The 23,278-nt window shown below is 71.2% G+C and carries 14 protein-coding genes; 8 read left to right on the top strand and 6 right to left on the bottom strand.

What is annotated here, in order from left to right:
• Positions 1-140 precede the first annotated feature (140 nt).
• The gene (locus AB0E90_RS01430) at positions 141-3,161 is read left to right on the top strand and encodes a TIM-barrel domain-containing protein (RefSeq protein ID WP_360397758.1); all 3,021 of its coding nucleotides are present in this window, start codon (positions 141-143) and stop codon (positions 3,159-3,161) included.
• Here AB0E90_RS01430 and AB0E90_RS01425 read toward each other — a convergent pair.
• The gene (locus AB0E90_RS01425) at positions 3,142-4,068 is read right to left on the bottom strand and encodes an NAD(+)/NADH kinase (protein WP_360397756.1); all 927 of its coding nucleotides are present in this window, start codon (positions 4,066-4,068) and stop codon (positions 3,142-3,144) included. The two genes, AB0E90_RS01430 and AB0E90_RS01425, sit on opposite strands and share 20 nt — an antisense overlap.
• Before the next feature lie 324 nt (positions 4,069-4,392).
• On the opposite strand from AB0E90_RS01425, the gene AB0E90_RS01420 reads away from it, so the two are divergent.
• The 6 genes from AB0E90_RS01420 (at position 4,393) to AB0E90_RS01395 (ending at position 13,717) form a co-directional block, all read left to right on the top strand.
• A complete protein-coding gene (locus tag AB0E90_RS01420; RefSeq protein ID WP_360397754.1) occupies positions 4,393-6,903 on the top strand; it encodes a tetratricopeptide repeat protein in 2,511 nt (836 codons plus the stop codon).
• A gap of 27 nt (positions 6,904-6,930) precedes the next feature.
• Positions 6,931-7,227, top strand: coding sequence for a hypothetical protein (locus AB0E90_RS01415; protein WP_360397752.1), 297 nt, complete (start codon positions 6,931-6,933; stop codon positions 7,225-7,227).
• A gap of 147 nt (positions 7,228-7,374) precedes the next feature.
• On the top strand, positions 7,375-8,634 hold the full coding sequence (locus AB0E90_RS01410) for a hypothetical protein (protein WP_360397750.1): 1,260 nt from the start codon (positions 7,375-7,377) through the stop codon (positions 8,632-8,634).
• 120 nt (positions 8,635-8,754) lie between these two features.
• Positions 8,755-11,598, top strand: coding sequence for a GH92 family glycosyl hydrolase (locus AB0E90_RS01405; RefSeq protein ID WP_360397748.1), 2,844 nt, complete (start codon positions 8,755-8,757; stop codon positions 11,596-11,598).
• 17 nt (positions 11,599-11,615) lie between these two features.
• A complete protein-coding gene (locus tag AB0E90_RS01400; RefSeq protein WP_360397746.1) occupies positions 11,616-12,002 on the top strand; it encodes a DUF6394 family protein in 387 nt (128 codons plus the stop codon).
• Positions 11,999-13,717, top strand: coding sequence for an NAD-binding protein (locus AB0E90_RS01395; protein ID WP_360397744.1), 1,719 nt, complete (start codon positions 11,999-12,001; stop codon positions 13,715-13,717). Before AB0E90_RS01400 ends, AB0E90_RS01395 begins: the two co-directional genes overlap by 4 nt.
• A 16-nt stretch (positions 13,718-13,733) precedes the next feature.
• Here AB0E90_RS01395 and nadE read toward each other — a convergent pair whose 3' ends face one another.
• Entirely contained in the window at positions 13,734-14,576 is an 843-nt protein-coding gene (gene nadE, locus AB0E90_RS01390; RefSeq protein WP_360397742.1) for an ammonia-dependent NAD(+) synthetase, read from the bottom strand.
• Positions 14,577-14,724: 148 nt separating this feature from the next.
• Between nadE and AB0E90_RS01385 the strand changes: the two genes are divergently transcribed.
• Positions 14,725-20,010: a diguanylate cyclase gene (locus AB0E90_RS01385; RefSeq protein WP_360397740.1), complete on the top strand. Its 5,286-nt coding sequence runs from the start codon at positions 14,725-14,727 to the stop codon at positions 20,008-20,010.
• Here AB0E90_RS01385 and AB0E90_RS01380 read toward each other — a convergent pair.
• The 4 genes from AB0E90_RS01380 to AB0E90_RS01365 all read right to left on the bottom strand — a co-directional run bounded on the left by AB0E90_RS01380 (position 20,007) and on the right by AB0E90_RS01365 (position 23,241).
• On the bottom strand, positions 20,007-20,576 hold the full coding sequence (locus tag AB0E90_RS01380; protein WP_360397738.1) for a hypothetical protein: 570 nt from the start codon (positions 20,574-20,576) through the stop codon (positions 20,007-20,009). The genes AB0E90_RS01385 and AB0E90_RS01380 overlap by 4 nt on opposite strands.
• 70 nt (positions 20,577-20,646) lie before the next feature.
• The gene (locus tag AB0E90_RS01375; RefSeq protein ID WP_360397736.1) at positions 20,647-21,000 is read right to left on the bottom strand and encodes a hypothetical protein; all 354 of its coding nucleotides are present in this window, start codon (positions 20,998-21,000) and stop codon (positions 20,647-20,649) included.
• A 70-nt stretch (positions 21,001-21,070) separates the two neighbouring features.
• Positions 21,071-22,150, bottom strand: a complete 1,080-nt coding sequence (locus AB0E90_RS01370) for a hypothetical protein (protein WP_360397734.1) — start codon at positions 22,148-22,150, stop codon at positions 21,071-21,073.
• Entirely contained in the window at positions 22,147-23,241 is a 1,095-nt protein-coding gene (locus AB0E90_RS01365) for an SPFH domain-containing protein (protein WP_360397732.1), read from the bottom strand. Before AB0E90_RS01365 ends, AB0E90_RS01370 begins: the two co-directional genes overlap by 4 nt.
• Positions 23,242-23,278: the final 37 nt, after the last annotated feature.

Raw genomic sequence — 23,278 nt, 5'->3', positions numbered from 1 at the left:
TGTCTATGGGTGTGATCTGTTCATCACTGGGTGCCCGATCGGGCAGACGGATATTGACGCATTGACATTGATTACGGCGCGATGACAACGTCGTCACGAACGGATGTCGTGCCCGCCGCTCTTCCCGCCAGGAGTGCGTCATGATCAAGAACGGTTCCGCCGCCGCCCTCCTCCTCGCCGGGCTGATCCTCGTGCCCACGTCGCCGGCCCACGCGCAGGCCCGCGCCCACAAGGCCGGCGACTCGGCGGTCATCTCCGGCAGCGCCCGCTTCGAGGTGCTCTCGCCGACGCTGATCCGCACCGAGTACGGCCGCTTCACCGACGCCGGCACCTTCAACGTGGTCGGCCGGGACGCGTTCCCGGCCACGTCGTTCCGCAGCAGCACCGCGAACGGCTGGCTGACCATCGACACCGGCGCGCTGACCATGCGGTACCGGGTCGGGTCGGGTTCGTTCACCGCCGACAACCTCACCGTGCAGCTGAAAGCCGGGCCGCAGACGGTGCAGGTCGCGCCGTGGGCCGGGCACACGACCCCATCCTGCGCGATCGGGGTGCTCTGCGAGGCGGAAACGCTCGCCCTGCGCGGGCCGGGGATCGCCACCGATCACACCGGCTTCACCGGGGCCGGGTTCGCGGCCGGGTTCCAGGCCACCGGCGACTCGCTCGGCCTCGCGGTCAGCCCGGCCACCGCCGGGGCCTACCAACTGGGCGTCCGCTACGCCAACAGCACCGGCGGCGACGGACAGAACGCCACCCGGACGCTCTCCGTCACGGTCGACGGCGGCGCCGCCCGCACGCTGAGCCTCCCGCCCACCGGCAGCTGGGACACCTGGGCGGTGGCCACCGTGCCGCTCGACCTCACCGCCGGCCGGCACGAGATCGCGGTCGTGCGCGCGGCCACTGACTCCGGCAACGTGAACATCGACAGCGTCGCGGTCGGGCGGCCGGGCGACGCCTTCCCGGCGCCGGCCCCGCCCGCGCCGCAACCGTGCGCGTTCGGCGCGGTGTGCCAGGCCGAGACCGGCACGCTGACCGGCGGCGCCAAGTCGGCCGGCGACCACAACGGTTTCTCCGGCGGCGGCTTCCTCGCCGGGCTCGAGAGCACCGGCGCCGGCGCCGCGTACACCGTGACCGGCGTTCCGAAGGCCGGCAGCTACCGGGTGCAGCTGCGCTACGCCAACGCCAAGGCCGGCAGCCAGGCGGTCCAGACACGGACGATCGGCGTCAACGGCACGACCGCGACGCTGCCGCCGACCAGCGGCTGGGACTACTGGCGCACGGTGTCCGTGCCGGTCGCGCTGGCCGCGGGCACCAACACCCTGACGCTCGGCTGCCCGACCGCCACCAGCTGCAACGTCAACGTCGACACGGTCGCCGTCGCGGCTGCCGACGCCCCGCTGCTCGCCCCGCACGCCGCGCTCGGCGGTTACCGCCGCGGGCTCGACGGCGTCGACGGCGGCGCGATGAAGGCTCCCGGCCTGCTCTACTCCGACGGCTGGTCGCTGCTCGACGACTCGGCGTCGGCGCTGGCCGACCTGAGCATCCGGACCGGCAGCTTCCAGGACGGCTACGTCTTCGGCTACGGCCAGAACTACGCCCGCGGGCTGCAGGACCTGTCCACGCTGACCGGCCCGACCAAACTGCTGCCCCAGTGGGCGTACGGCGTCTGGTACTCCGAGTATTACGACCGCACCGCCGCCGGCGTCCAGCAGATCATCACCCGGGCGAAGGCCGAAGGCGTGCCGCTGGACGCCTTCGTGGTCGACACCGACTTCAAGGCGCCGGACACGTGGAACGGCTGGACGATCGACCCGGCCAAGTTCCCCGACTGGCCCGGCTTCGTCGACTCGCTGCACGCGCGGGGCGTGCACACCGGCCTCAACATCCACCCGAGCATCGGCGGCGCCGACCCCAAGTTCGCCGCCGCGCAGGCCACCGCCAAGGGCAAGCTCCAGCAGTCCGGCAGCAACTACCTCTTCGACTGGGGCGACCCCGACCAGCTCAACGCCTACCTGCAGCTGCACCGCCAGATGGCGCCCAAGGGCCTGGACTTCTGGTGGCTGGACTGGTGCTGCGACGGCTCGAAGTCCTCGCAGCCCGGCGTCACCCCGGACGCCTGGATCAACCAGAAGTACGCCGCCGAAACCGGCTTCGCCTTCTCCCGGGCGTACGGGTCGCTGCAGGCCGGCGGCTACGGCGGGCCGACCGCGGTGCCGACCGGGCCGTGGGCCGACAAGCGCACCACGCTGCACTTCACCGGCGACACCATCTCCGACTGGCAGACACTGCAGTGGGAGGTCGGCTACACCGGCGGTGAATCGGTTGCCACCGGGCTCGCCGCGATCAGCCACGACATCGGCGGGCACACCCAGGGCCTGCAGGAACCCGGCAGCGAGCCGGGCAGCACCAAACTGCCCGACGACCTGTACGCCCGATGGGTGCAGCTCGGCACGTTCCAGCCGATCGACCGGCTGCACTCCAATCACAGCGACCGGCTGCCCTGGCAGTACGGCACGGCGGCGAACGCGTCGGCCAAGAAGTTCCTGAACCTGCGGGAACAGCTGCTGCCGTACACCTACAGCGCCGCCGCCGAGGCGACCCGCACCGGCATGCCGATGGTCCGACCGCTCTACCTCGCCTATCCCGGCGAGCAGGAGGCGTACGCGAGCTCCGGCGCCGAATATCTCTACGGCCCCGACATGCTGGTCGCCCCGGTGACCACGGCGGGCGCGAGCGCGACCACGAACGTCTGGTTCCCGCCCGGCAGCACCTGGACCGACTACTTCACCGGCCGCACGTACGCCGGTGGCACCTCCGCCGCGATCACCACCACCCTGGACACGATGCCGGTGTTCGTCCGCTCCGGCGGCCTGGTCGCCACCAAGGCCGGCCTGACCGTCAGCGCCGGCGCCGCCGGAACGTCCGTCCTGCACGAGAGCGGCGGCGACACCCGGCTGACCTACCGGAAGAACACGGTGCACATCCGGGCCGCCACCCGGCGCGCCTGGACGGTCACGGTCCTGGACGCGACGGCGCCGCGGAGCGTCCGGATCGACGGGCGGCCCGCGAAGAGCTGGAGCTACTCGGCCGCGACCCGGACCCTGACGGTCAGCGTGCCCGAACGGCCGGCCCGGGTCCCGGTCACGGTGACGTTCCGCTGACGCCACGCCGCAGCTCCGGCGGGATCAGTTCGAGCAGCTGATCCCGCCGGACCGGCAGGTCGAGCAGGCTGAGCTTGATCCGGCTGCGGCTGGCGTGCTGGTGCGCCGAGAGCCGCATGACCTGCGCCGCATCCGGCCGCAGGGTGGCGGTCAGCTGATCGCCGTGACCCAGCTCGCCGGCCGCCGTGCCGTCCATGTCCACCGCGATCGGCCCGCTCTCCGCCGCCACCGACAGGGTCACCTGGTCGCCCGCGCCCAGCACCACCGGACGGCCGATCCCGGCCATCGGCGCCACCGGCGTGATGACGACGGCCCGGGAGGAGGGCGACAGCACCGGCCCGCCGGCCGCGTAGTTGTAGGCGGTGGACCCGGTCGGCGTCGAGACGATAACGGCGTCCCCGCGGTAGTAGCCGTAGTGCAGGTCGTTGACGGTCAGGTCGACCGAGATCGAGCCGCTGCGCCCGGCCCGGCTCAGCACCAGGTCGTTGAAGGCGTACCGGATGGCCAACGGAGTCACGTCGAGGCAGGCGAGCGGCTCGACGGTGAAATCGCCGGTCTCGATCTGCGCCAGCGCGGCCGGCAGCTCACCCGGGGTGACCTCGACCAGGAAGCCGAGATTGCCGTGATTGACGCCGAGCACCGGCACCGGCCGCCCGACCAGCAGCCGCATCGCGCCGAGCATGGTGCCGTCCCCGCCCAGCGCGACGACGGCGTCCACCCCGGCCACGAACTGCTCCTCCGGGACGATCTCGACGCCCGGCGGCACCCGATCGCGGTCGCTCTCGCGGGCCAGCACCCGGATCGGGTGCTCGGCGGCGAAGGCGAGGATGGTGGCCACCGACTGGTCCACCAGCTTCGCCGGATGCAGGACGAGGCCGACCGCGCCGACCTTGGATTCGGACCCCATGAAGGGATGTTAGATCTTGCCGGCGGCGTGGCGGGCGGCTACGTAGCCGTACGTCATGCCCTGGCCGATCGTCGCGCCCGGGCCGGGGTAGACGCGGCCGGCGGCTGCCGCAGTGGATCGGCCCCGCGCTGGGGCGGCGCAGGGCCGATCGCTTGACTGGCCTGACCAGGGAGTAGCGGCTCCCTGACCCCCGTTTGACCAGTGACTCGTTGATTGTCGGGCGTCCGTCCCACGTCGCGGTCGAAGTCTGGACGAATTTGGACGCGGGTCGGACGCCTCTGGCGTCGGCACGGCACCATGTAGAGCCCTATCCATGAATGGGCGATGCCGATGCGGGAAAAGCCTGATCCGGCCGAGGCCGGCTCCGTCGATGACCTGGTCGAACGGCTGCGGCTGTTGAAGATCTGGGCCGGCGATCCGTCGTACGAGATGATCAAGGACCGGGTCAACGCGGCCTGGACCGCCGCCGGGCGCCCGGCCGGTGAGCTGACCCGCCGGTCCACCGTGGCCAACTGTTTCGTCCCGGGCCGGCGGCGGCTCAACAACGACCTCGTGCTCGCGGTGGTGCGGGCGATCGAGCCGGACGAGGCGTACCTGAGCCAGTGGCGCCAGGCCCTGCGGGTCGTCGGCGGCGAGATCGAGGCCGTCTCCCAGGTGCGGGTGCAGGACACGCTGCCCGACGACCTGGACGGGTTCACCGGGCGGGCCGGCGAGCTGGACCGGCTGCGCGCCGCGAACGCGATCTCGGTGATCGAGGGGATGGCCGGGGTCGGCAAGACCCGGCTCGCCGTGCACGCCGGGCACCAACTGGTGCGGGAGAAGGCGGTCGAGCGGGTGCTGTTCGTCAACCTGCGCGGCTTCCACCCCGACCCGGCGCAGCCGCCGGCCGAGCCCACCGCCGTACTCGATGGCTTTCTCCGCCTGCTCGGCATGCCCGCCCACCAGATCCCGCACGGCGCGGCGGCCCTGGCCGCCGCCTACCGCGACCGGCTCGCCGGCGTCCGCACCCTGGTGGTGCTGGACAACGCGGCCACCGCCGAACAGGTCCGGCCGTTGCTGCCGGCGACGCCGGGAAGCCGCGCGCTGATCACCAGCCGGCGCAGCCTCACCGACCTCGGCCCCGCCACCCACCTCGGCGTGGACGTCTTCACCGCGGACGAGGCGATCGGTTTCCTGACGAGCGAGGTGACCGGCGTGCTGGTCGGCGCGGACCCGGACGCGGTGGCCCGGATCGCCCGCAGCTGCGGTCATCTGCCGCTGGCGCTGAGCCTGATCGCCGGCCACATCCGCAACACGGCCGGCTGGACGCTGACCGACCACGCCGACCGGCTCGACGAGCGGCGGCGCGACCGGCGGCTGGACACCGGCGTCGCGCTCGCTCTCGACCTGTCCTATCAGCACCTGCCGGAGGGGCAGCAGCGGCTGCTGCGGCTCGCGGCGCTGCACCCCGGCCAGGACGTCGACGCCTACGCCGCGGCCGCGCTGACCGGCGCCGAGCTGGACACCGCCCGGTCCTGGCTGGCGCAGCTCGGCGGCGACCACCTGCTGCAGCCGGCCGGGCCCGGCCGTTTCACCTTCCACGACCTGGTCCGCGCCTATGCGACCACCCGCGCCCACGACGAGGACCGGCCGACCGAGCGGCGCGACGCGCTGACCCGGCTGTTCGACTACTACCTGGCCGCCGCGGCCGGCGCGATGGACACGGTGCACCCGGCCGACCAGCACGAGGCGCCCGGCGGCCTGGTGACTCCCGACCTGACCGAGCCGGCCGCGGCCGTGTCCTGGCTGACCACCGAGCGGCCCACGCTGATCGCGGTGGCCGCTTACACCGCCACGCACGGCTGGCCCACGCACACCACCCGGCTGGCCCGCACGCTCTACATGCACCTCAACGGGGGCAACCAGGCCGACGGCATCGGCGTGCACGGCCACGCCTACCACGCCGCGACCGTGATGGCCGATCCGGCGGCGCAGGCTCGCGCCCTCACCGACCAGGCCGTCCTCTACCTGCACCGGGGCGACATGGGGGTCGGCATCGAGCAGCTCCACCGGGCGCTGGAGCTGTACGGCGACGACCATCCGGAGGAGCGGGCCCGCATCCTCAACAACCTGGCCGATGTGGAGGAGCGGGCCGGCCGGCACGCGGTGGCCATCGAGCATCAGCGGAAGGCGCTCGCCCTGTGCCGGCAGGCCGGCGACCGCAACGGGGAGAGCCGCGCGCTGTGCGGCCTCGGCATCGTCGAGGAGCGGGCCGGGCGGTACGAGGCCGCCGGCGGGCACTACCGGCAGGCCCTCGAGCTGGCCCGGGAGGCGGGCAGCCGATCCGGCGAGGCCAACCTGCTGAACGGGCTGGGCGGCATCGAGATGCGACTGGGCCGCCCCGGCGAGGCGGAACGCTGTCTCGTCGAGGCGCTGGCCATCGCCCGCCGGTTCGGTCTGCGGGTCCGGGAGGCGGAGGTCCTGGACAGCATCGGCATCCTGCACACCACGCTCGGCCGGCTCGACCAGGCGGCCGAGGATTTCGATCAGGCCAAGCAGATCTACGAGGAGACCGGTGACCGGGACGGGGTGGCCTGGACGCTCAACGGGCTCGGCGAGGTCGCGATCAAGGCCGGCCGGCCCGCCGAAGCCATCCGGCACCACACCGCCGCCATTGCGGTCGCCGAGGAGGTCAACGACCGCACCCAGCAGGCGCGGGCGCTGGCCGGGCTCGGTCACGCCCACCGCGCGCTCGGCGACGCCGGACCGGCGCGGAAGAACTACGAACAAGCCCTGGAGGTGTACGCCGCGGCCGGCATGCCCGAGGCCGACGAGATCCGCGGCCTCCTTCAGTAGCGGCCTTGATTGCCGACATAGTGCGGCATGCGACGTGCCTGGCTCGCTCTTGCGGCCGTGACAGTGCTGCTCTCGGGCTGTAACGACTCCAACAAAACGGTCATCACCGACACCGTGGTCAAAGTGGGTGCGATGAGCACGCCGGTCACCCGGGACGGCATCTTCGAGTACACGGTCGGCGGGGTCGACTGCGGCGCCGCCGCGGTCGGTGACGCGGTGGCGAAGGGCCAGTTCTGCACGGTGGCCATCACGGTGCACAACCTCAGCGACGCGGCGCGCAAACCGGGCATCACCATCGATGTCGCGGGGCGGCGCAGCACGTAGCCGGCACGGTACGGTGCGTCGATGTCCGAGACCCCGCCACTCCGGAGCTTCGCACCACCCGGGGAGCCCGCCCCGCCCTCTTCGGTGGGAAAGCCCGCTCCGGTGGGAAAGCCCGCTCCGGTGGGAAATCCGCGGAAGCGTCTTCTGGTGGCCGCCGTGGTGGTGCTGCTCGTGGCCGTCGCCGGGGGTGTCACCTGGCTGGTCCGGGCGAGCGGGGAGGGCGGTCCGGTCGCCAACCCGACGACCGCCTACACCTACGCGGCCAACCCGGCCATCGCCGCGATGAACAGCGCCGCCGCCGAGCGGGACGCCGCCAAGGACAAGGTCAAGACGACGATCGGCGATGCGATGTCGGCCCAGTCGGCCGCGCTGCTGGCCGGCGACCGGGCCGCGTTCACCGGGCTCGCCGACGCGGACGCCAAGCTGGTCGCGCCGTGGCTGAGCGAGCGGTTCACCTCGCTGCGGGCGATGGGCATCGCCCAGTGGAGCACCACGGTCGCCTCGATCACCGAGTGGGGCACCCAGCGCTGGCAGGCGAACGTCGACGTCGACTACTGCTTCGTGGCCCCGTGCGGCCGGCCGTTGAGGCAGAGCCTGCACACCATGTGGTACCTGGGCGACCCGACCGGGCCGAAGCTCACCGAGATCTACCCGGGCCGGTCCGGGCGCACGTCACCGCCGTGGACCCAGTCGGTGTTGCAGGCGAGGTCCGGCTCCCGGGTGATCGTCGCGTCCACCGCCGCCAACGCCGGGCGGCTGGCCGGCGCGCTCGCCGAGGCGGAGGCCGCCGCTCAGGTCGCGGACCGGTTCGCCGGCACGGCGAGACCCGGCAAGTACGTGATCTATCTGGCCGGCAAGACCGAGTGGGGCAAATGGCCGTACGGCGACGAGGGCAACTGGGTCGCCGGTTACGCGCAGGAGGAGACCGAGTCGGTCGTCGTCAAGCTGTCCGCCCTGCACCTGATCCCGATGAAGGCGCTGCTGCGGCACGAGCTGACCCACGTGGCCAGCCTGGCCGGCCAGTCCGACGAGGTGAAACGGGCCGACAGCTGGTGGCTGACCGAGGGCCTGGCGGAATATGCGATCAGCGGCGGCTCACCGTACTCGGCGTACCCGCGCAAGGCCGAGACCAGCGCATTCGTCAAGACCAAGTGGAGTGGCGACCTGCGCGTCGGCGAGCCGGCGAGCAAGACGTCGGCCCGGGACGCCTCGGCCCGCTATGGCACCGCCTACCTCGGCGTCGGGTGTCTCTTCCAGACCTACGGCCCGGAGAAGGCGCTCGCCTTCGTCCACGAGGTGGCGGTGGAGGCCGACTCGCTGACCACGGCCGCCACCCGGGCGCTCGGCACGAGCTGGAGCGCGGTGGGCAGCACCTGCGCCGCCAGGATCCGCAGCACGGCAAAGTAGCAAGATCCGCGGCACGGCCAAATAGTTAGCCTTCTTAAACCAAGGCATTGACATATCTGACTGTCTCAATGGAGTCTGGCTGACATCGTTGTCACGACATCGTTGTCAAAGGAGTCCGCCATGCTCCGAAGGCTTGTCGCCGCGCTCATCGGCGTCGGGGTGGCCATGCCGATCAGTGCCGCCGCGCAGGCCGCCGCGCCGCCGCCACTGGTCGGCGATCCGGTCGCCTACGTGAATCCGTTCATCGGCAGCACGAACCTCGGCAACACCTATCCGGGCGCGGTGCGGCCGTTCGGCATGCTCGCCTGGAGCCCGCAGACCACCCGGGGCAACCAGGTCTCGACGCCGGCGCCGGGCGGTTACCAGTACACCGCCACGAAGATCCGCGGGCTGAGCCTCACCCATCTCAGCGGGGTGGGCTGCTCGGGCGCGAACGGCGACATCCCGATCATGCCGTACGTCGGGGAGATGGCCGGCTCGCCCACCGCCGACACTACCGACAAGACCTACGCCAGCACGTTCTCGCACGCCAACGAGGCGGCCGAGGCGGGTTATTACCGGGTCGGCCTGGACAGCGGCGCGGGCGCGGAGCTCACCGTCACCGACCGCACCGGCCGGGGCCGCTTCACCTTCCCCGCGGATCAGAAGGCCGGCCTGCTCTTCCGTACGTCGTTGTCGGAGACCGGCAGCACCGCCGCCACCGTCCACATCGACCCGGCCACCCGCACGGTCACCGGCTCGGTCAGCGCCGGCAACTTCTGCGGGCCGCAGAGCACCGACAACTCGCACGCCTACTACACGCTGCACTTCGTCGCGGTGCTCGACCAGCCGTTCGCGGCCACCGGCACCTGGCAGGACGGCACGCTCACCCCGGACGGCACCGACGCGGCCGGCGGCAGCGGCTACACCACGGCCGGGCGGCCGGTGGCCGGCAAGGGCTCGGGCGGTTACGTGACGTTCGCGCCGGGGACGACCGAGGTCGGCATGCGGGTGGCCATCTCGTACACCGATCCGGCCGGCGCCGAGCGCAACCTGGCCGCCGAGTCCGGCGATTTCGCCACCGTGAAGGCGCAGGCGCGGGCCGCCTGGAACGCCCGGCTAAGCAAGATCAAGATTGGTGGCGGCACCGAGGATCAGCGAACGAGCTTTTACACGGCGCTCTACCACTCCGCCCTGGAACCGACGCTGACCAGCGACGTCGACGGTCGCTACTACGGTGCCGACGACCAGATCCACGCGATTGCGCATTCACAGAAGGCGCAGTACGGCACGTTCTCCGGCTGGGACGTCTACCGCGCCCAGGTGCAGTTGCTCGCGATTCTGGACCGCAAGCAGGCCAGTGACTATGCGCAGTCGTTGCTCAACTACGCCACCCAGCGTGGCGGCGAGTGGGATCGCTGGCTGTTGCAGCACGGCAAGACCGCGGTGATGTCCGGCGACCCGGCCGCGGCCGCGATCGCCGCGATGTACGCGTTCGGCGCCCGCGACTTCGACGCCCGTGGCGCCCTGCGGTCCCTGGTGCACGCCGCGACCGTGCCGACCGCGAACGACGAGAGCGACGCCGGCTGCCCGGTCGAGTGCTTCGGCCAGCGGCCGTCGCTCGAGGAGTACATGTCGCTGGGCTACGTGCCGGCCGACGACTGCCACTGCTGGGGCGGCGCGGCCGAGACCCTGGAGGACGCGGCGGCCGACTACGGCATCGCGCAGCTGGCACAGGCGCTCGGCGACAGGTCGACGTACCGCACCTTCCTGGCAAGATCGAAGAACTGGCGCAACGTCTTCGACCCGGCGGCGAAGGCCGACCCCGGCCTGGAGCACAACATCCGTGAGCACCTCACCGAGATCACCGCGAGCGGCGAGAACCCGCCGAGCGAGGGCAAGGCGCAGGCGCTCGACGGCGACAAGGGCACCAAGTGGCTGACCTTCGCCACGACGGGCTGGGTCGCGGCGAAGCTGGACGCGCCGCTGACCGTCGACCACTACGCGCTGACCTCGGGGAACGATGAGCCGGGGCGGGACCCGGTCGACTGGGACCTGCAGGGCTCGGCCGATGGCACCACCTGGGTCACGCTCGACTCGCAGACGGCGCAGACGTTCGAGAAGCGCGGACAGACCACCACGTACTCAATAAAAGATCCGCAGCCCTACGCCTACTACCGGCTGAACGTCACCAAGAACGGCGGCGAGGACATCGTGCAGCTCGGCGAGCTGGAACTGGCCGACCCGAGCGTGCCGACGCCGGCGCCGATCGACAGCCCCTACGTCGGCTGGATGCGTGACCGCTACCGCGACGGCACCTGGGCCGAGGGCTTCACACCGTCCACCCAGACCGGTTTCGTCGAGGGCTCCAGCGCGCAGTACACCTGGATGGTCTACTCCGACGTGACCACGCTCGCGCAGAAGATGGGCGGCAACCCCGCGGCCGTCGAGCGCCTCGACGCGTTCTTCCGCAACCCGGACGGCACGTTCGACCTCAGCGCCAAGAAGGCCACCCGCTTCGACGCCACCAACGAGCCGGACATCCAGACGCCGTACGTCTACAACTACCTCGGCGCCGCCTACAAGACGCAGGAGACGGTCCAGGCGATCGTCGACACCAAGTGGAGCAACACCACCGGCGGCATCCCCGGCAACGACGACGCCGGCACGATGAGCGCCTGGTACGTCCTGTCCGCCCTCGGTCTTTATCCCACCGTGCCGACCCGGGCCGAGCTCGCCCTGACCACCCCGCTGTTCCCGCGGGCGGTGGTGCGGCTCGGCAGCGGCCTCCCGCTGATCATCGACGCGCCCGGCACCGAATCGGCGCACTACGTGCGGAGCCTGAAGATCAACGGCCGGGCCACGACGAAGGCCTGGCTACCGGCGCGCTTCAGCCAGATCGGCGGCCATTTGACGTACGCCGTGAGCACCACCCCCAACCTCACGTGGGGCAGTGGCCCGACCGACGTGCCCCCGCAGAACTGAGGGCTTAAGTTGATCGCATGAGTTTGGAGAAGGTCGTCTTCGGCTTCTTCGTGTTGCTGGCGGCCACCCTGAACTTCGGGTTCTTCATCGGCGACATCTCGAAGCCGGAACTGCACAACGTGTACGAGCTCTTCGCGGCCGTGGTGGTCAGCCTGATCGCCACGGTCCTGAAGTTCGGTGACCGCACCCAGATCGGCGCGGTCCACCTGGCCACCAGCCTGGTCGCCGACCTGCAGCTGATCGCGGCCGCACTGGCGTGGGCGTGGGCCACGCAGATCTCGTCGGCCGGGCTGGACGCCGAGTCGATGGCCGGCGTGGTGTCGCTGTCCGGCGGCGCGCTGCTGGCCAACCTCGTCTCGGTCGCGCTGCTGGTGATCGAGACCGTGTCGTTCCACCGCCGATGACCACCCGCCGGCACTGGCGGCGCCGGATCTCGGCGCGGTACGCCGAGACGTCGCCGACGATCTTCCTGCTCCTGCGCCGGATGCGGGCGCCGCTGATCGTGCTGATCAGCATCTTCTCGATCAGCGTGCTGGGCCTGAAGCTCATCCCGCCGCACATCAGCTTCTTCGACGCCTTCTATTTCATGAGCTACACGGCCACCACCATCGGGTACGGCGAGCTTCCGCAACCGTTCACCGGCGGCCAGCGGCTGTGGGTGATGGCGACGATCTACCTGACCGTGATCGGCTGGGCGTACGCCATCGGCTCGTTGCTCGCCCTTCTGCAGGACCGCACGTTCCGGCAGGCCATCGCGCTGCGCCGGTTCAACCGCACGGTGGCCCGGCTGCGTGAGCCGTTCCTGCTGATCGCCGGCTACGGCCAGACCGGGCAGTTGCTCGGCCGCGCGCTGGACTCGCTCGGCCGCCGCCTGGTCGTGCTGGACGCCTCGGCCGAACGGGTCGACGCGCTCGACATCGACGCGTACATCTCGGACGTGCCCGGCCTGGCCGGCGACGCCGCCAACCCGCGCACCCTCGACCTGGCCGGCCTGGAACATCCCTGCTGCGAGGGGGTCCTGGCGCTGACCGACGACGACGAGGTCAACCTGACGATCGCGATGACGGCGGCACTGATCCGGCCCGAGCTCACCGTCGTCGCCCGCACCCTGTCGCCGGCGATCGAGCACCGGATGCGGGCGTTCGGCTCGCCCACGGTGGTCAACCCGTTCGACCGGTTCGGCGATCACGTGCGTCTCGCACTGCACGCCCCGGCGGCGTACCAACTGATGTCCTGGCTGGTCAGCGGCCCCGGCGAGGAATTGCCGGAGCCCGGCCGCGCGCCGGTCGAGGGGCGCTGGGTGGTGTGCGGTTATGGCCGGTTCGGCCACAAGATCGTCGAGGACCTGCGGGCCGACGGCCTCGACGTCACCATCGTCGACCTGCGCTGCGACGAGCCCGGAGTGATCCTCGGCGACGCCTCCGACCCGGCGGTGCTGGAGCAGACCGACCTGGCCGAGGCGGTCGGGTTCGTGGCCGGCACCGACAACGACACCACCAACCTGTCGCTGATCGCGGCGGCCCGGCGGCAGAACCGCGGCCTGTTCATCGCCGCCCGGCAGAACCGGCGGGCCAGCGCGCCGCTGTTCGAGGCGATCGGCGCCGACTGGGTGCTGGTCGCCGCCGAGGTGGTGGCCCGGGAGATCTACGCCCAGCTCAGCACGCCGCTGCTGTGGCGCTTCCTGCAGGACATGCCGGCCCGCGGCGACGCATGGGCGCAGCAGTTGCTCGACCGGCTCGAGGCGCACTGCGGCAGCCGCCTGGGCAGCGTCTGGAAGACCACGCTGACCGACGCGGAGACGCCCACGCTGGTCCCGTGGCTGCGCGGCGGCGACGCCCGCCTGTGCGAGCTGCTGCGCGGCCCGCACGACCGCGACCGGCCGCTGGCCGCCGTGCCCCTGCTGGTGCTGCGCGGCGACGAGGCGATGCTGGCCCCGGACGACGACACGACCCTGCAGAGCGGCGACCAGATCATGTTCGTCGGGCACCCGGCGGCACGGCGTGCGCTGCTCGACACCACCACCAACCGGGCGACGGCGGACTACGTCCTCTACGACCGCACCGTGCCGGCCGGCTGGCTCTGGCAACGCCTGACCCGCCGGGTCCCGCACGCCGGCTAGCTCCGCGGCTGGTTGGTCAGGGCCGCCACCAGTCGTCGAGCGGGGTCACCGGCAGAGCTCGCTTGTGCCGGGTCGCCCGGTAGACCGACTCCACCCGCGCCGCCAGCTCCGGCGTGACGTCGGCGCCCTCGAGGTAGTCGTCGATCTCGGCGTAGGTCAGGCCGAGCGCCACCTCGTCGGGCAGGGCCGGCCGGTCGTCCTCGAGGTCGGCGGTCGGCACCTTCTGCCAGGTGCTCGCGGGGGCGCCCAGCTCGCGCAGCAGGGCCCCGCCCTGGCGCTTGGTCAGGCCGGTCAGCGGGGTGAGGTCGACACCGCCGTCGCCGTATTTGGTGAAGAAGCCGGTCACCGCCTCGGCGGCGTGGTCGGTCCCGACGACCAGGAGGTTGAGCTGGCCGGCGATCGAGTACTGGATCACCATGCGCTCACGGGCCTTGATGTTGCCCCGTACGAAATCCCGCAGTGTGGGCTCTTGACCGAGAAGCTCGCCGAGGCCGGTCGCCGATTCGGCGGCGACCGCGTCCGAGCTCGGCTTGACGTTCACCGCGATGGACCGGTCGGGCCGGATGAACTCCAGCGCGATCTGCGCGTCGTGCTCGTCGGCCTGCACGCCGTAGGGCAGACGCGCCGCGACGAATGTGGCCGCACGCCCCTCGGAGCGCAGCTCCGCCGCCGCGAGCTGGCACAACCGGCCGGTGAGGGTGCTGTCCTGGCCGCCGCTGATCCCGAGCAGGTAACCCTGCGCGGGGGTGGATCGCAGATAATCCTTGAGAAAATCGACCCGCCGGCGGATCTCCTTCGCCGGCTCGATGACCGGTTGGACACCGAGCTCGGTCAGAATGTGCCGCCGTAGATCAGTCACCTGTGCACTGTATCGGCATGCCAATTTCCGTCCGGACTCCCAGGAAAGTTAAATCGATCTTCCTACATCCTGCTTCGTCCCTGGCATCACCCGAACACAACGGCGTAACTTCCGATTAGCCCGCGCAGCCGCTCTCGGGAAGGACACGTTGACCGCGATCTTCGGAACCGCGCCGGGGTCACTCTCCGACTTGGAGGTGATCTCGCAGCTCGGGCACGGCGCTGAGACGGTCGTTTACCGTGTCCGCCGGCACGGCGGCGACTACACGCTGAAGGTTCTGACCGCCCCCGACGCGGTCAAGGCCTACCCGGCCGTCCGCCGGGAGGCCGCGCTGCTCGGCCACGTCGGCCACCCGCTGCTGCCGCGGATCTTCGAGGTCGGCCTGAGCACCTCGGGCCCCTACCTGATCCTGGAATACATCGACGGCTTCCCGCTGTCCGAGATGCTGCGCCGCGGCCGGCTGGAGGAATCCGAGGCGGTGCGGCTGGCCATCGACGTCGCCGGGCCGCTCGCCGCCGCCCACCGGGCCGGCCTGGTGCACCGCGACGTCAAACCGGACAACGTGATCGTGGAGCCGGCCGGCGCCTGCCGCCTGATCGACTTCGGCCTGGCCGCGCGCGGCGGAGTGCACGACGAGCGGGTCGCCGGCACCCTTCTCTACTGCGCCCCCGAGCAGACCGGCATGCTCAAGCGGCCGGTCGACGGCCGATCCGATCTCTACGCCTTGGGCATCCTGCTCTACGAGTGCGTCACCGGCGAGCTTCCTTATCGGGCCAAGGACGCCGGCGAGCTGATCCGGCTGCACGCCACCGCGCCGGTCCCCGACGTGCGCGTGCTCAGCCCCGAGCTGTCGCCCACCATGGCCGGGATCATCGCCACGCTGATGGCCAAGGACCCGGACGACCGCTACCAGAGCGGCGAGAGCCTGCTCAACGACCTGCGCCGGCTGGCCAACGACCCGGGCGCGACCCTCGTGGTCGCCACCGACCAGCGCGGCGTCCAGCCGATCGAACCGCAGCGCCTGGTCGGCCGGGACGAAGAGGTGATCACACTCGCCCACCGCTGGCTGCGGGCCCGGGACGGCAACGGCGGCGCCGCCATCGTCGAGGGCCCGGCCGGGGCCGGCAAGACCCGCCTCGTCCGGGAGCTGACCAACGCGGTCGCCTCGGACGGCGATCTCACCCTCTACGGCAAGTGCGTCCCCGACGACCCGGTGCCGCTCGCCCCGCTGCGCGGCGCGGTCGAGCGCTTCATCCGGACGGTGGACCGGCTGCCCCCCACCGAGCGGGAACGCGCCGTCGAGCAGTTGCGCCGGGCGGCCGGCCGGGGCGGCCCGCTGCTGCGCACCCTGTCGCCGCTGCTCGCCGACCTGGTGCAGGCGCCCGAGATCGGCGAACTCAACCACCACGAGCAGTTCGTCAACGCGGTCGCCGCCTTCCTGATCGGACTCGCCGACGAGTTCCAGGGCGCCGTCCTGCACATCGACGACATCCAGTGGCTCGACGACCCGACCCGGCGGGTGCTGCAGCGCATCACCAGCCGGCTCACCGGCACCCCGCTGCTGGTCATCGCGACCAGCCGGGACGACGTCGACAGCGCGGCCGCGCTCAACCGCTTCGGCGGCGACATGGACGCCACCCTCGACACCCGCATCACGCTGCCGCCGCTCGACTCCGAAGCGGTGATGGAGCTGGTCACCGAGCACCTCGGCGCGGTCCGCCTGCCCGCCGAATACCTCGAGGAGCTGGCCGTGCGGGCCGGCGGCAACCCGTTCACCGTCGGCGAGTACATCCGGGCCGTCTTCGACGCCGGCCTGGTCACCCCGTCCTGGGGCGGCTGGCAGCTCGACCAGGCCGGCCTGGACCGCCTCGAGGTGTCCGGCGACGCCGTCGACCTGGTGCTGGGCCGCATCGACGGGCTCGGCGCGGACAGCCGCCGGCTCCTCGTCGCCGGGGCCGCCGGGGGCCGGTGGTTCCCGACCGACCTGGTCGCGAAGGTCTGCGACATCGATCCGCAGTGGGCCCGCTCGATGCTCGCCGAGGCCGAGTCCCGGCGGCTGGTCGCCGCGGCCGGCCCCGACGGCTACCGCTTCCTGCACGACCGGATCCGGGAGGCGCTGCTCACCGGCCTGGACGCCGAGGCGACGCGCGGGCTGCACCAGCGCATCGCCGAGGTCCTCGAAGCGGCCGTGCCGGACGACCCCCGCTACGTCTATTCGATCGCCCGGCACTACGCGCGCGGCGAGACCGACCGCCGGCCCAAGCGGGTATACCTCTCCGGCTTCGCCGCCGGCCGGCTGGCCCTGGCCGAGCACGCGCCCGCCCAGGCCCGCGACTTCCTGGAGGCCGCGGGCCACGCCGCCGCGACCGCCGGCGTCACCCCGCAGGCGTCGTTCTTCTTCGCGCTCGGCCTGAGCTGCGCCCGCACCGGCCGGTTCAGCGAGGCGCTGCGGCATCTCGAGGAGGCGCTGCGCGGCGAACCGGACCGGTTGCGCCGGGCCGAGATCCGCGCCCAGATCGCGCTGGTCCACAACAGCTCGTGGTACCCGGACCGGGCCTTCGACGCGGTCCGCCAGGGCCTCGCCGAGCTCGGCACGCCGCTGCCCGAGGGCAAGTTCCGCATCATCCTGAGCACGCTGGTGTCGGTCGTGCTCGGCCTGTTCGTCGGCAACACCAAACTCGGGTTCGGCACCGCACGCGGGCGGGCCCGCGACCGCTACCGGCAGCAGGCCGTGCTTTGCGACATCGCCACCTTCGCGCTGTCCATGCGGATGCGCCGGGCCATGCGCGCGACGATGAGCCTGCGCGCCCTCTACCCGATCAACCGCCTCGGGCCGGGCCGGGAGTACGCCCAGCACATGGCCGGCCTCGGAGTGATCGCCGACGTCGCCGGCCGCACCAAACTCGCGACCCGCCTCTACGACAAGGCGGCCGCCGTCGCCGCCGAGATCGGCGACCCGGAACTGGTCGGCTACGTCGAATGGAAACGCGGCGCCGGCAGCCACCTGAGCGGCCACGACGACGAGGCCCAGGTGTGGAACCGGGTGCTGGTCGAGCACGAGAAGTGGCTGGAGCTGGGCGACTACCTCACCGGCGTCTCGACCGTCTGCATGCAGTACTTCAAACGCGGCTGCACCGCCGAGGCCGAGGCGTGGTACCAGCGTGGCCGGGCCCGGATCGGCCCCGGCGCCGAGGCCGAGGGCGCCGCGATCGGCGCGGTCGGGGCCGTCCTCGCCGCCCAGCGTGGCCGCATCGAGGAGGCCGACGCCCGGATCGAGGCGCTGCGCCGCTTCCTGCGCGCCAACCCCGACAATCCGATGCAACTGATCAATTTGTACGGGGCCCGGATGGTCGCCCTGGTCGAGCAGGGCCAGCTCGGCGAGCCGTTCGAACAGCTCACCACCGAGTTCGCGACACTCGGCGTGAAACCCCAGTCGATGGTGCCCGAGCAGCGCGTCTTCTACGTCTACGAGGCCCTCGGCCGGCTCGCCCAGATCCGGGCCGGCAGCCCCCGCACGGCGGCGGCGGAAAAGGTCGTCACCGCGCTGGCCAAGATGGCCGACACCAAGCCGCTGCGGGCCTTCCACCTGGTCACCCGGGCCGACCTCGAACTGCTGGCCGGCCACCCGGACACCGCGATCCGCACCCTGGCCGAAGTCGAATCCGAGATCGTGCCGCTGGACGCGCCGCTGATCTCCTACGAGGCGGCCCGGGTGCGAGCCCGCGCCCTGGAAGCCCTCGACCAGCCCGGCCCGGCCGCCCACCAGGCGAAACTCGCCCAGATGATCGCGATCGAGCAGCAGTGGCCACACCGCATCCGGTGGGTCGCCGACGAGTTCCGGATCAGCCAGCACACGTCGACCCAGCCCGCCTCGATCCTCTTCACCACCGGCGACCCGGCCCCGCCGCCCCGGCCCGAGCCGGTGCCGCCCGCCCTCAACGCCGACCGCTACCAACGCCGGATGGAAGCGCTCCAGCAGGTCAGCCTCGCGTCGGCGACCGTGCTCGACCCGCGCGGGCTGGCCCGGGTCGCCCTCGACGAGACCCTGCGCATCCTCGGCGCCGAACGGGCCTTCCTGTTCCTGATCGACCGCGAGCGCGACCAGCTCACGCCGCTCGTCGGGCGCGACGCCCAGGGTCACGACATCCACGAGCTGACCGGCTACAGCGCGACCCTGGTCGACCGGGTCCGGCACAACGGCGAGGCGCTCGTGGTGACCGGCAGCGAGGAGGGGGCGGCGCTCGGCTCGCAGAGCATGGAAGCCCACGGGCTGCGCAGCATCCTGATCGCCCCGCTGCACCTCAACGGGCGGCTACGCGGCGTCGTCTACCTCGACAGCCGGGTCGCCAAGGGCGTGTTCACCGGCGACGACGTCGACATCCTCAAGGCGATCACCAACCACATCGCGGTGTCCCTGGAGACCGCCCGCGCCGCCCAGCTCGAAGTCGCCGTGCAGACCGCCCGCCGGCAGCGGGACGTGGCCGAGACGCTGCGCGCGGCCATGGCCGACCACAGCTCCTCCCTCGACCCGGACGACGTGATGCGCCGCCTGCTGGCCACCCTCACCGCCACCCTCGGCGGCGACACGGCCGCGCTGCTGATCCGGCTCGACCACGACCGGCTCGTCGTGGCGGCCACGCACGGCGCCACCGCGGCGGCCGGCACGCAGCTGGCCTCGATACCCTCCGATCTGCGCGGGCTGACCGGGCCACGGGTGCGCAGCGTCTTCCCCGGCGACCGGCTGCCGTTCGACGGGGTGCTCGGGTTGCCGCGCTGCTGGTGGGCGTTGCAGGTCGAGGCGCGCGGCGAGCCGTACGGGATCCTGCTCGTGGGGGCCAGCGGCGAGGACGTGATGACCGAGGCGCAGGTGCAGATGGCCGCGGCCATCGCGGGGCAGGGGATGACCGCTTACGAGAACGCCCGGCTCTTCAGCCAGGTGCGTGAGATGGCCACGACCGACGGGCTCACCGGGTTGTTCAACCGCAACCACTTCTTCGCCGAGGCCGATCGGCTGCTGCTCGCGGCCCGCCGGCGCCAGGAGCCGATCGCGACAATCATGGTCGACATCGATCACTTCAAACGGATCAATGACACGTACGGACATCCGGTCGGCGATGAAGTGATCCGGACCGTTGCCAGTCGTCTTCGTGATGCCCTCGGCGAAGGGGACGTCGTGGGGCGGTACGGCGGCGAGGAGTTCGCGGTCGTGACGCCGGAGCTCGCGTCGCCTGCAGCCTCGTTGGCGGAGCGGCTCCACCTGGTCGTATCGGGTACGCCGGTGGACACCGCTGTGGGGGCTCTCACCGTCACTATCAGCGTGGGGCTGGCCAATCTTCGCGACGGGGATGTTGACCTTCGTCAACTGCTTGCTCGGGCTGATGGGGCGCTCTATCAGGCCAAACACACTGGGCGTAATCGGGTGTGTGTCGCCTAGGTTCTCCCGCTGGCGCAGGCCGTCTCGACCTGTCGCACCCATGGATTTCCGCCTATTGTTACCGCTATTTCGCGACGATCGCCCGCAAGCGTTTCCGCTGAAAGTGACACCGGCACCGCAAGCAGACGGCGACTGACCGCACAATCAATCTCCAATTCGAGCTGAGTCGCCATTGTTGCCGCCGGCTCGATCCGCCCTCCGGTGTAACCACGCAGGACCATGCCCGGCTGATCGACGGCAATTCCGAGCACGTCCACCGCCATCGGCCCGGTGTTGACGATCGTCACATGCGCGTCCAGGGGTACGGCGGTCGTTTTGCGGCCCACGCCGGCAAACGATTGCGCCAAGCCCGGGGGACCACTGAAATCTGCCAGCGCAACGATTGATACCACCGAAGCGTCGGCTTCCCGCGACTTATGCGCCTGCCACCGATGCGTCCCCAGGCCACCTACCAGGCCGCCCACGACGAGAAGAATCACGCTCGCAATCCACCGGCGTACGCGACTGTGTGCGTCACCGGAAACGGGCGGGAAACGCTCGGGAAGGTCCAGGTCGATCAGTGCCATTGCCCCCACCTCATGGCTGATCCGCGACTGTACCCCTTGCGGCGTTTCGGGCGGCTCCTTCTGAACCGATTCAGTCCTGGGTCTGCCAGCGCCGCTGGGCGGAGACGTGGTTTCCCGGGTGTCCGTTGAATAACCGGCAGTCCTCGTCGGTGCGGGGTTCGGCGTCCGGCAGGTCATGCGCCGGGCACCAGGTGTAGGGGTTGATCTCGGAGGCGCTCAGCGTCCACTGGATCCACCACATCGTTTCGGCTACCTGCTGGCCCAGGGCGGCGTGTGAGCCCTCGTGGCCCTGCTCCAGCTCGCAGCCCAGCTCGGACTGGACGCTCGGGGCCTTCGCCGGGAGGTCGTTGAAGAAAGCCAGCTGGGCCGCGTCCAGCGTGACGCGGGCGGGGCAGGTCGTCAGGTCTTCGGCATCGATCGACATGCGTCCATGCTTGCCCGTGTTTGAAGGGTTGCACACCCCTCTACTGAACCGGTTGTGTTGGTTCTTGTGCCTAATTTCGGTTGAGGGCGATCAGCAGGATGATCGCGACGATCAGCAGGACGGCGGCCGTTGCCGCGGCGGCGATCTTTGCCGCGCTGTACGGGCGTTCGCCGGCTACCTCGGCGGTGCGGCCGTTGACCAGGACGTTGTAGGTCTTGCCGGCGTGCAGGTAGCAGGCGATCCAGACCGGCAGCAGCATCAGCTTGAAGGTCACGTCGCCGTACTGCGTCTGGACGTTGTCGACCCGCTGCTCGTCGCCGCCGATGTCGTTGCGGCAGTCGGTCTCGATGATCGGGGCCATCGTCGCCTTGGCGGTGCCCAGCCCGGTCTCCGGCTCGACGTCGTAGCGCAGCGTCTCGTGGCCGGCCAGGTACTCCGGGCGGTACGGCTCGGAGTCGGGCAGCGGCCACGGCTCCAGCTTGTCCAGGTGCTTCGGGGCCACCCGGGACGTGCCGGTGATCAGGACGTCGTCGAAGTCGCGGGCCACCGTGCCGCTGGCCGAGTACCACCTGGTCTTGCGTACCTGCCGGGTCTTGGTCTCGCCGTTGTCGGTGTAGGTCTCGGTCACCCAGTAGTGCTCGCCGCGCTGGCCCTGGTAGTGCGACACGGTGCGTGCGTCGTACGTCCAGTGGGGCAGGTAGGTGCTGTGCGACGACTCGGCCTCGGTCACCTTCTTGAGGCCGTTCGGGGCGAACCAGCGGGAGGACACCCACTGCTTCAGCGCCTCGCGCAGGGCGGCGCGGTCCACCCCGAACGGGAGCACGCCCTCCGGCACCACCTGGTCGCCGGCCGAGACGTCGGCGACCAGCGGGGCGCCGCAGAACTGGCAGCGGTCGGAGATCTTGTCGCTCTCGGTCACCGCGCCGCAGCCCTGGCAGGTGAAGTTGTGCGGGGCCAGGGCGGCGATCGGCTTGCGGGGGAGGCCGGCGAACTCCGCATACGAATGCTCGCGGATCTGCCGCCCGGTCGGCGCCAGCGGGGTCTCGGCGCCGCAGTACGGGCATTTGAGCACGGTCGTGCCCGGGGCGAACTCGACGTTCGCCCCGCAGTTGGCACAGGGGTACTGGGTCTGGTTCACGGTCTGGCTCATGCTTGCGGCGGGAGTGGCGGCGGCACCGATGCGAAGACGTTCGCCAACTCCGTGACCTGCCCGGCGGCGACCCAGCCGGCCATGCCGTTCTTCCAGACCAGGGTGTCGCGGGTGAGGCCGCCGGAGGAGGCCTGGCCGGCGAGCGCGCTCACGTCGTACGGGCCCTGCTGCTGGCCGTTGACCCCGACGAACCACCCGGCTGTCGGCAACGGCGGTGGCCCGGCCGGGGCCGGGGCCGGGGCCGCCGAAGGCTGGGCCATGCGCTGCGCGGCGGCCATGCCGATGCCGAAACCGAACGCCTCGCCGGCCCCGCCGGTGTTGTTGGCGGCGTCCTCCATCGCGTTCGCGGCCTGGAACTTCGTGTAGTTGTCCAGGTTGCCGACCACGCCGATCGAAGTGCGCTTGTCCAGCGCCGCCTCCACCTCGGGCGGGACCGAGATGTTCTCGATGATGAACTTCGGGATCGCGATGCCGCTCGGCGCCAGCTCGTCGGTGAGGACCGCGGCGAGGGTGTTGCCGATCTCCAGCTGCTTGCTGGCGAGGTCGAGCATCGGCACGTTCGCGGTGGCCAGGGCGCTGCCGAGGTGGCTCACCACCAGCTGGCGCAGGTATTCCTGCACCTCCTCGGTGCGGAACTGCGGGTCGGTGCCGACCAGCTCGGTCAGCAGCCGCTTCGCGTCGGCGACGCGCATCGCGAACGCCCCGAACGCGCGCAGCCGCACCGCGCCGAACTCGGGATCGCGGACGATCACCGGGTTCTGCGTGCCCCACTTCATGTCGGTGAACTGCCGGGTGTTGACGAAATACACCTCGGCCTTCCACGGCGACTCGAAACCGTACTTCCAGCCCTTGAGGGTGGACAGGATCGGCATGTTCTGCGTGGTCAGCGTGTACGTGCCCGGCGTGAAGACGTCGGCGACCTGTCCCTCGTTGACGAAGACGGCGGTCTGCGACTCGCGCACGATGAGCTTGGCGCCCATCTTGATCTCGTTCTCGTAGCGCGGGAACCGCCAGACGATGGTGTCCCGGCTGTCGTCGAGCCACTCGATGATGTCGACCAGCTCACCCTTGAGCTTGTCCCAAAGACCCATGCCGACTCCTCGAACGTCGTGGCCGCGCGCATGATCA

Origin of the sequence: Actinoplanes sp. NPDC026619 (assembly GCF_040638295.1) — a bacterium.
In the GTDB taxonomy this organism is placed as follows: Bacteria; Actinomycetota; Actinomycetes; order Mycobacteriales; family Micromonosporaceae; genus Actinoplanes.
This window is presented reverse-complemented; position numbering and strand designations above follow the sequence as displayed.

Bases quoted from the DNA above. Each gene is read 5' to 3' on its own strand.
- AB0E90_RS01365 (WP_360397732.1), bottom strand. From the start codon at position 23,241: ATGGGTCTTTGGGACAAGCTCAAGGGTGAGCTGGTCGACATCATCGAG.
- AB0E90_RS01380 (WP_360397738.1), bottom strand. From the start codon at position 20,576: ATGGCACTGATCGACCTGGACCTTCCCGAGCGTTTCCCGCCCGTTTCC.
- AB0E90_RS01370 (WP_360397734.1), bottom strand. From the start codon at position 22,150: ATGAGCCAGACCGTGAACCAGACCCAGTACCCCTGTGCCAACTGCGGG.
- AB0E90_RS01395 (WP_360397744.1), top strand. From the start codon at position 11,999: ATGACCACCCGCCGGCACTGGCGGCGCCGGATCTCGGCGCGGTACGCC.
- AB0E90_RS01415 (WP_360397752.1), top strand. From the start codon at position 6,931: ATGCGACGTGCCTGGCTCGCTCTTGCGGCCGTGACAGTGCTGCTCTCG.
- AB0E90_RS01430 (WP_360397758.1), top strand. From the start codon at position 141: ATGATCAAGAACGGTTCCGCCGCCGCCCTCCTCCTCGCCGGGCTGATC.
- AB0E90_RS01400 (WP_360397746.1), top strand. From the start codon at position 11,616: ATGAGTTTGGAGAAGGTCGTCTTCGGCTTCTTCGTGTTGCTGGCGGCC.
- AB0E90_RS01375 (WP_360397736.1), bottom strand. From the start codon at position 21,000: ATGTCGATCGATGCCGAAGACCTGACGACCTGCCCCGCCCGCGTCACG.
- AB0E90_RS01420 (WP_360397754.1), top strand. From the start codon at position 4,393: ATGCCGATGCGGGAAAAGCCTGATCCGGCCGAGGCCGGCTCCGTCGAT.
- AB0E90_RS01425 (WP_360397756.1), bottom strand. From the start codon at position 4,068: ATGGGGTCCGAATCCAAGGTCGGCGCGGTCGGCCTCGTCCTGCATCCG.
- AB0E90_RS01405 (WP_360397748.1), top strand. From the start codon at position 8,755: ATGCTCCGAAGGCTTGTCGCCGCGCTCATCGGCGTCGGGGTGGCCATG.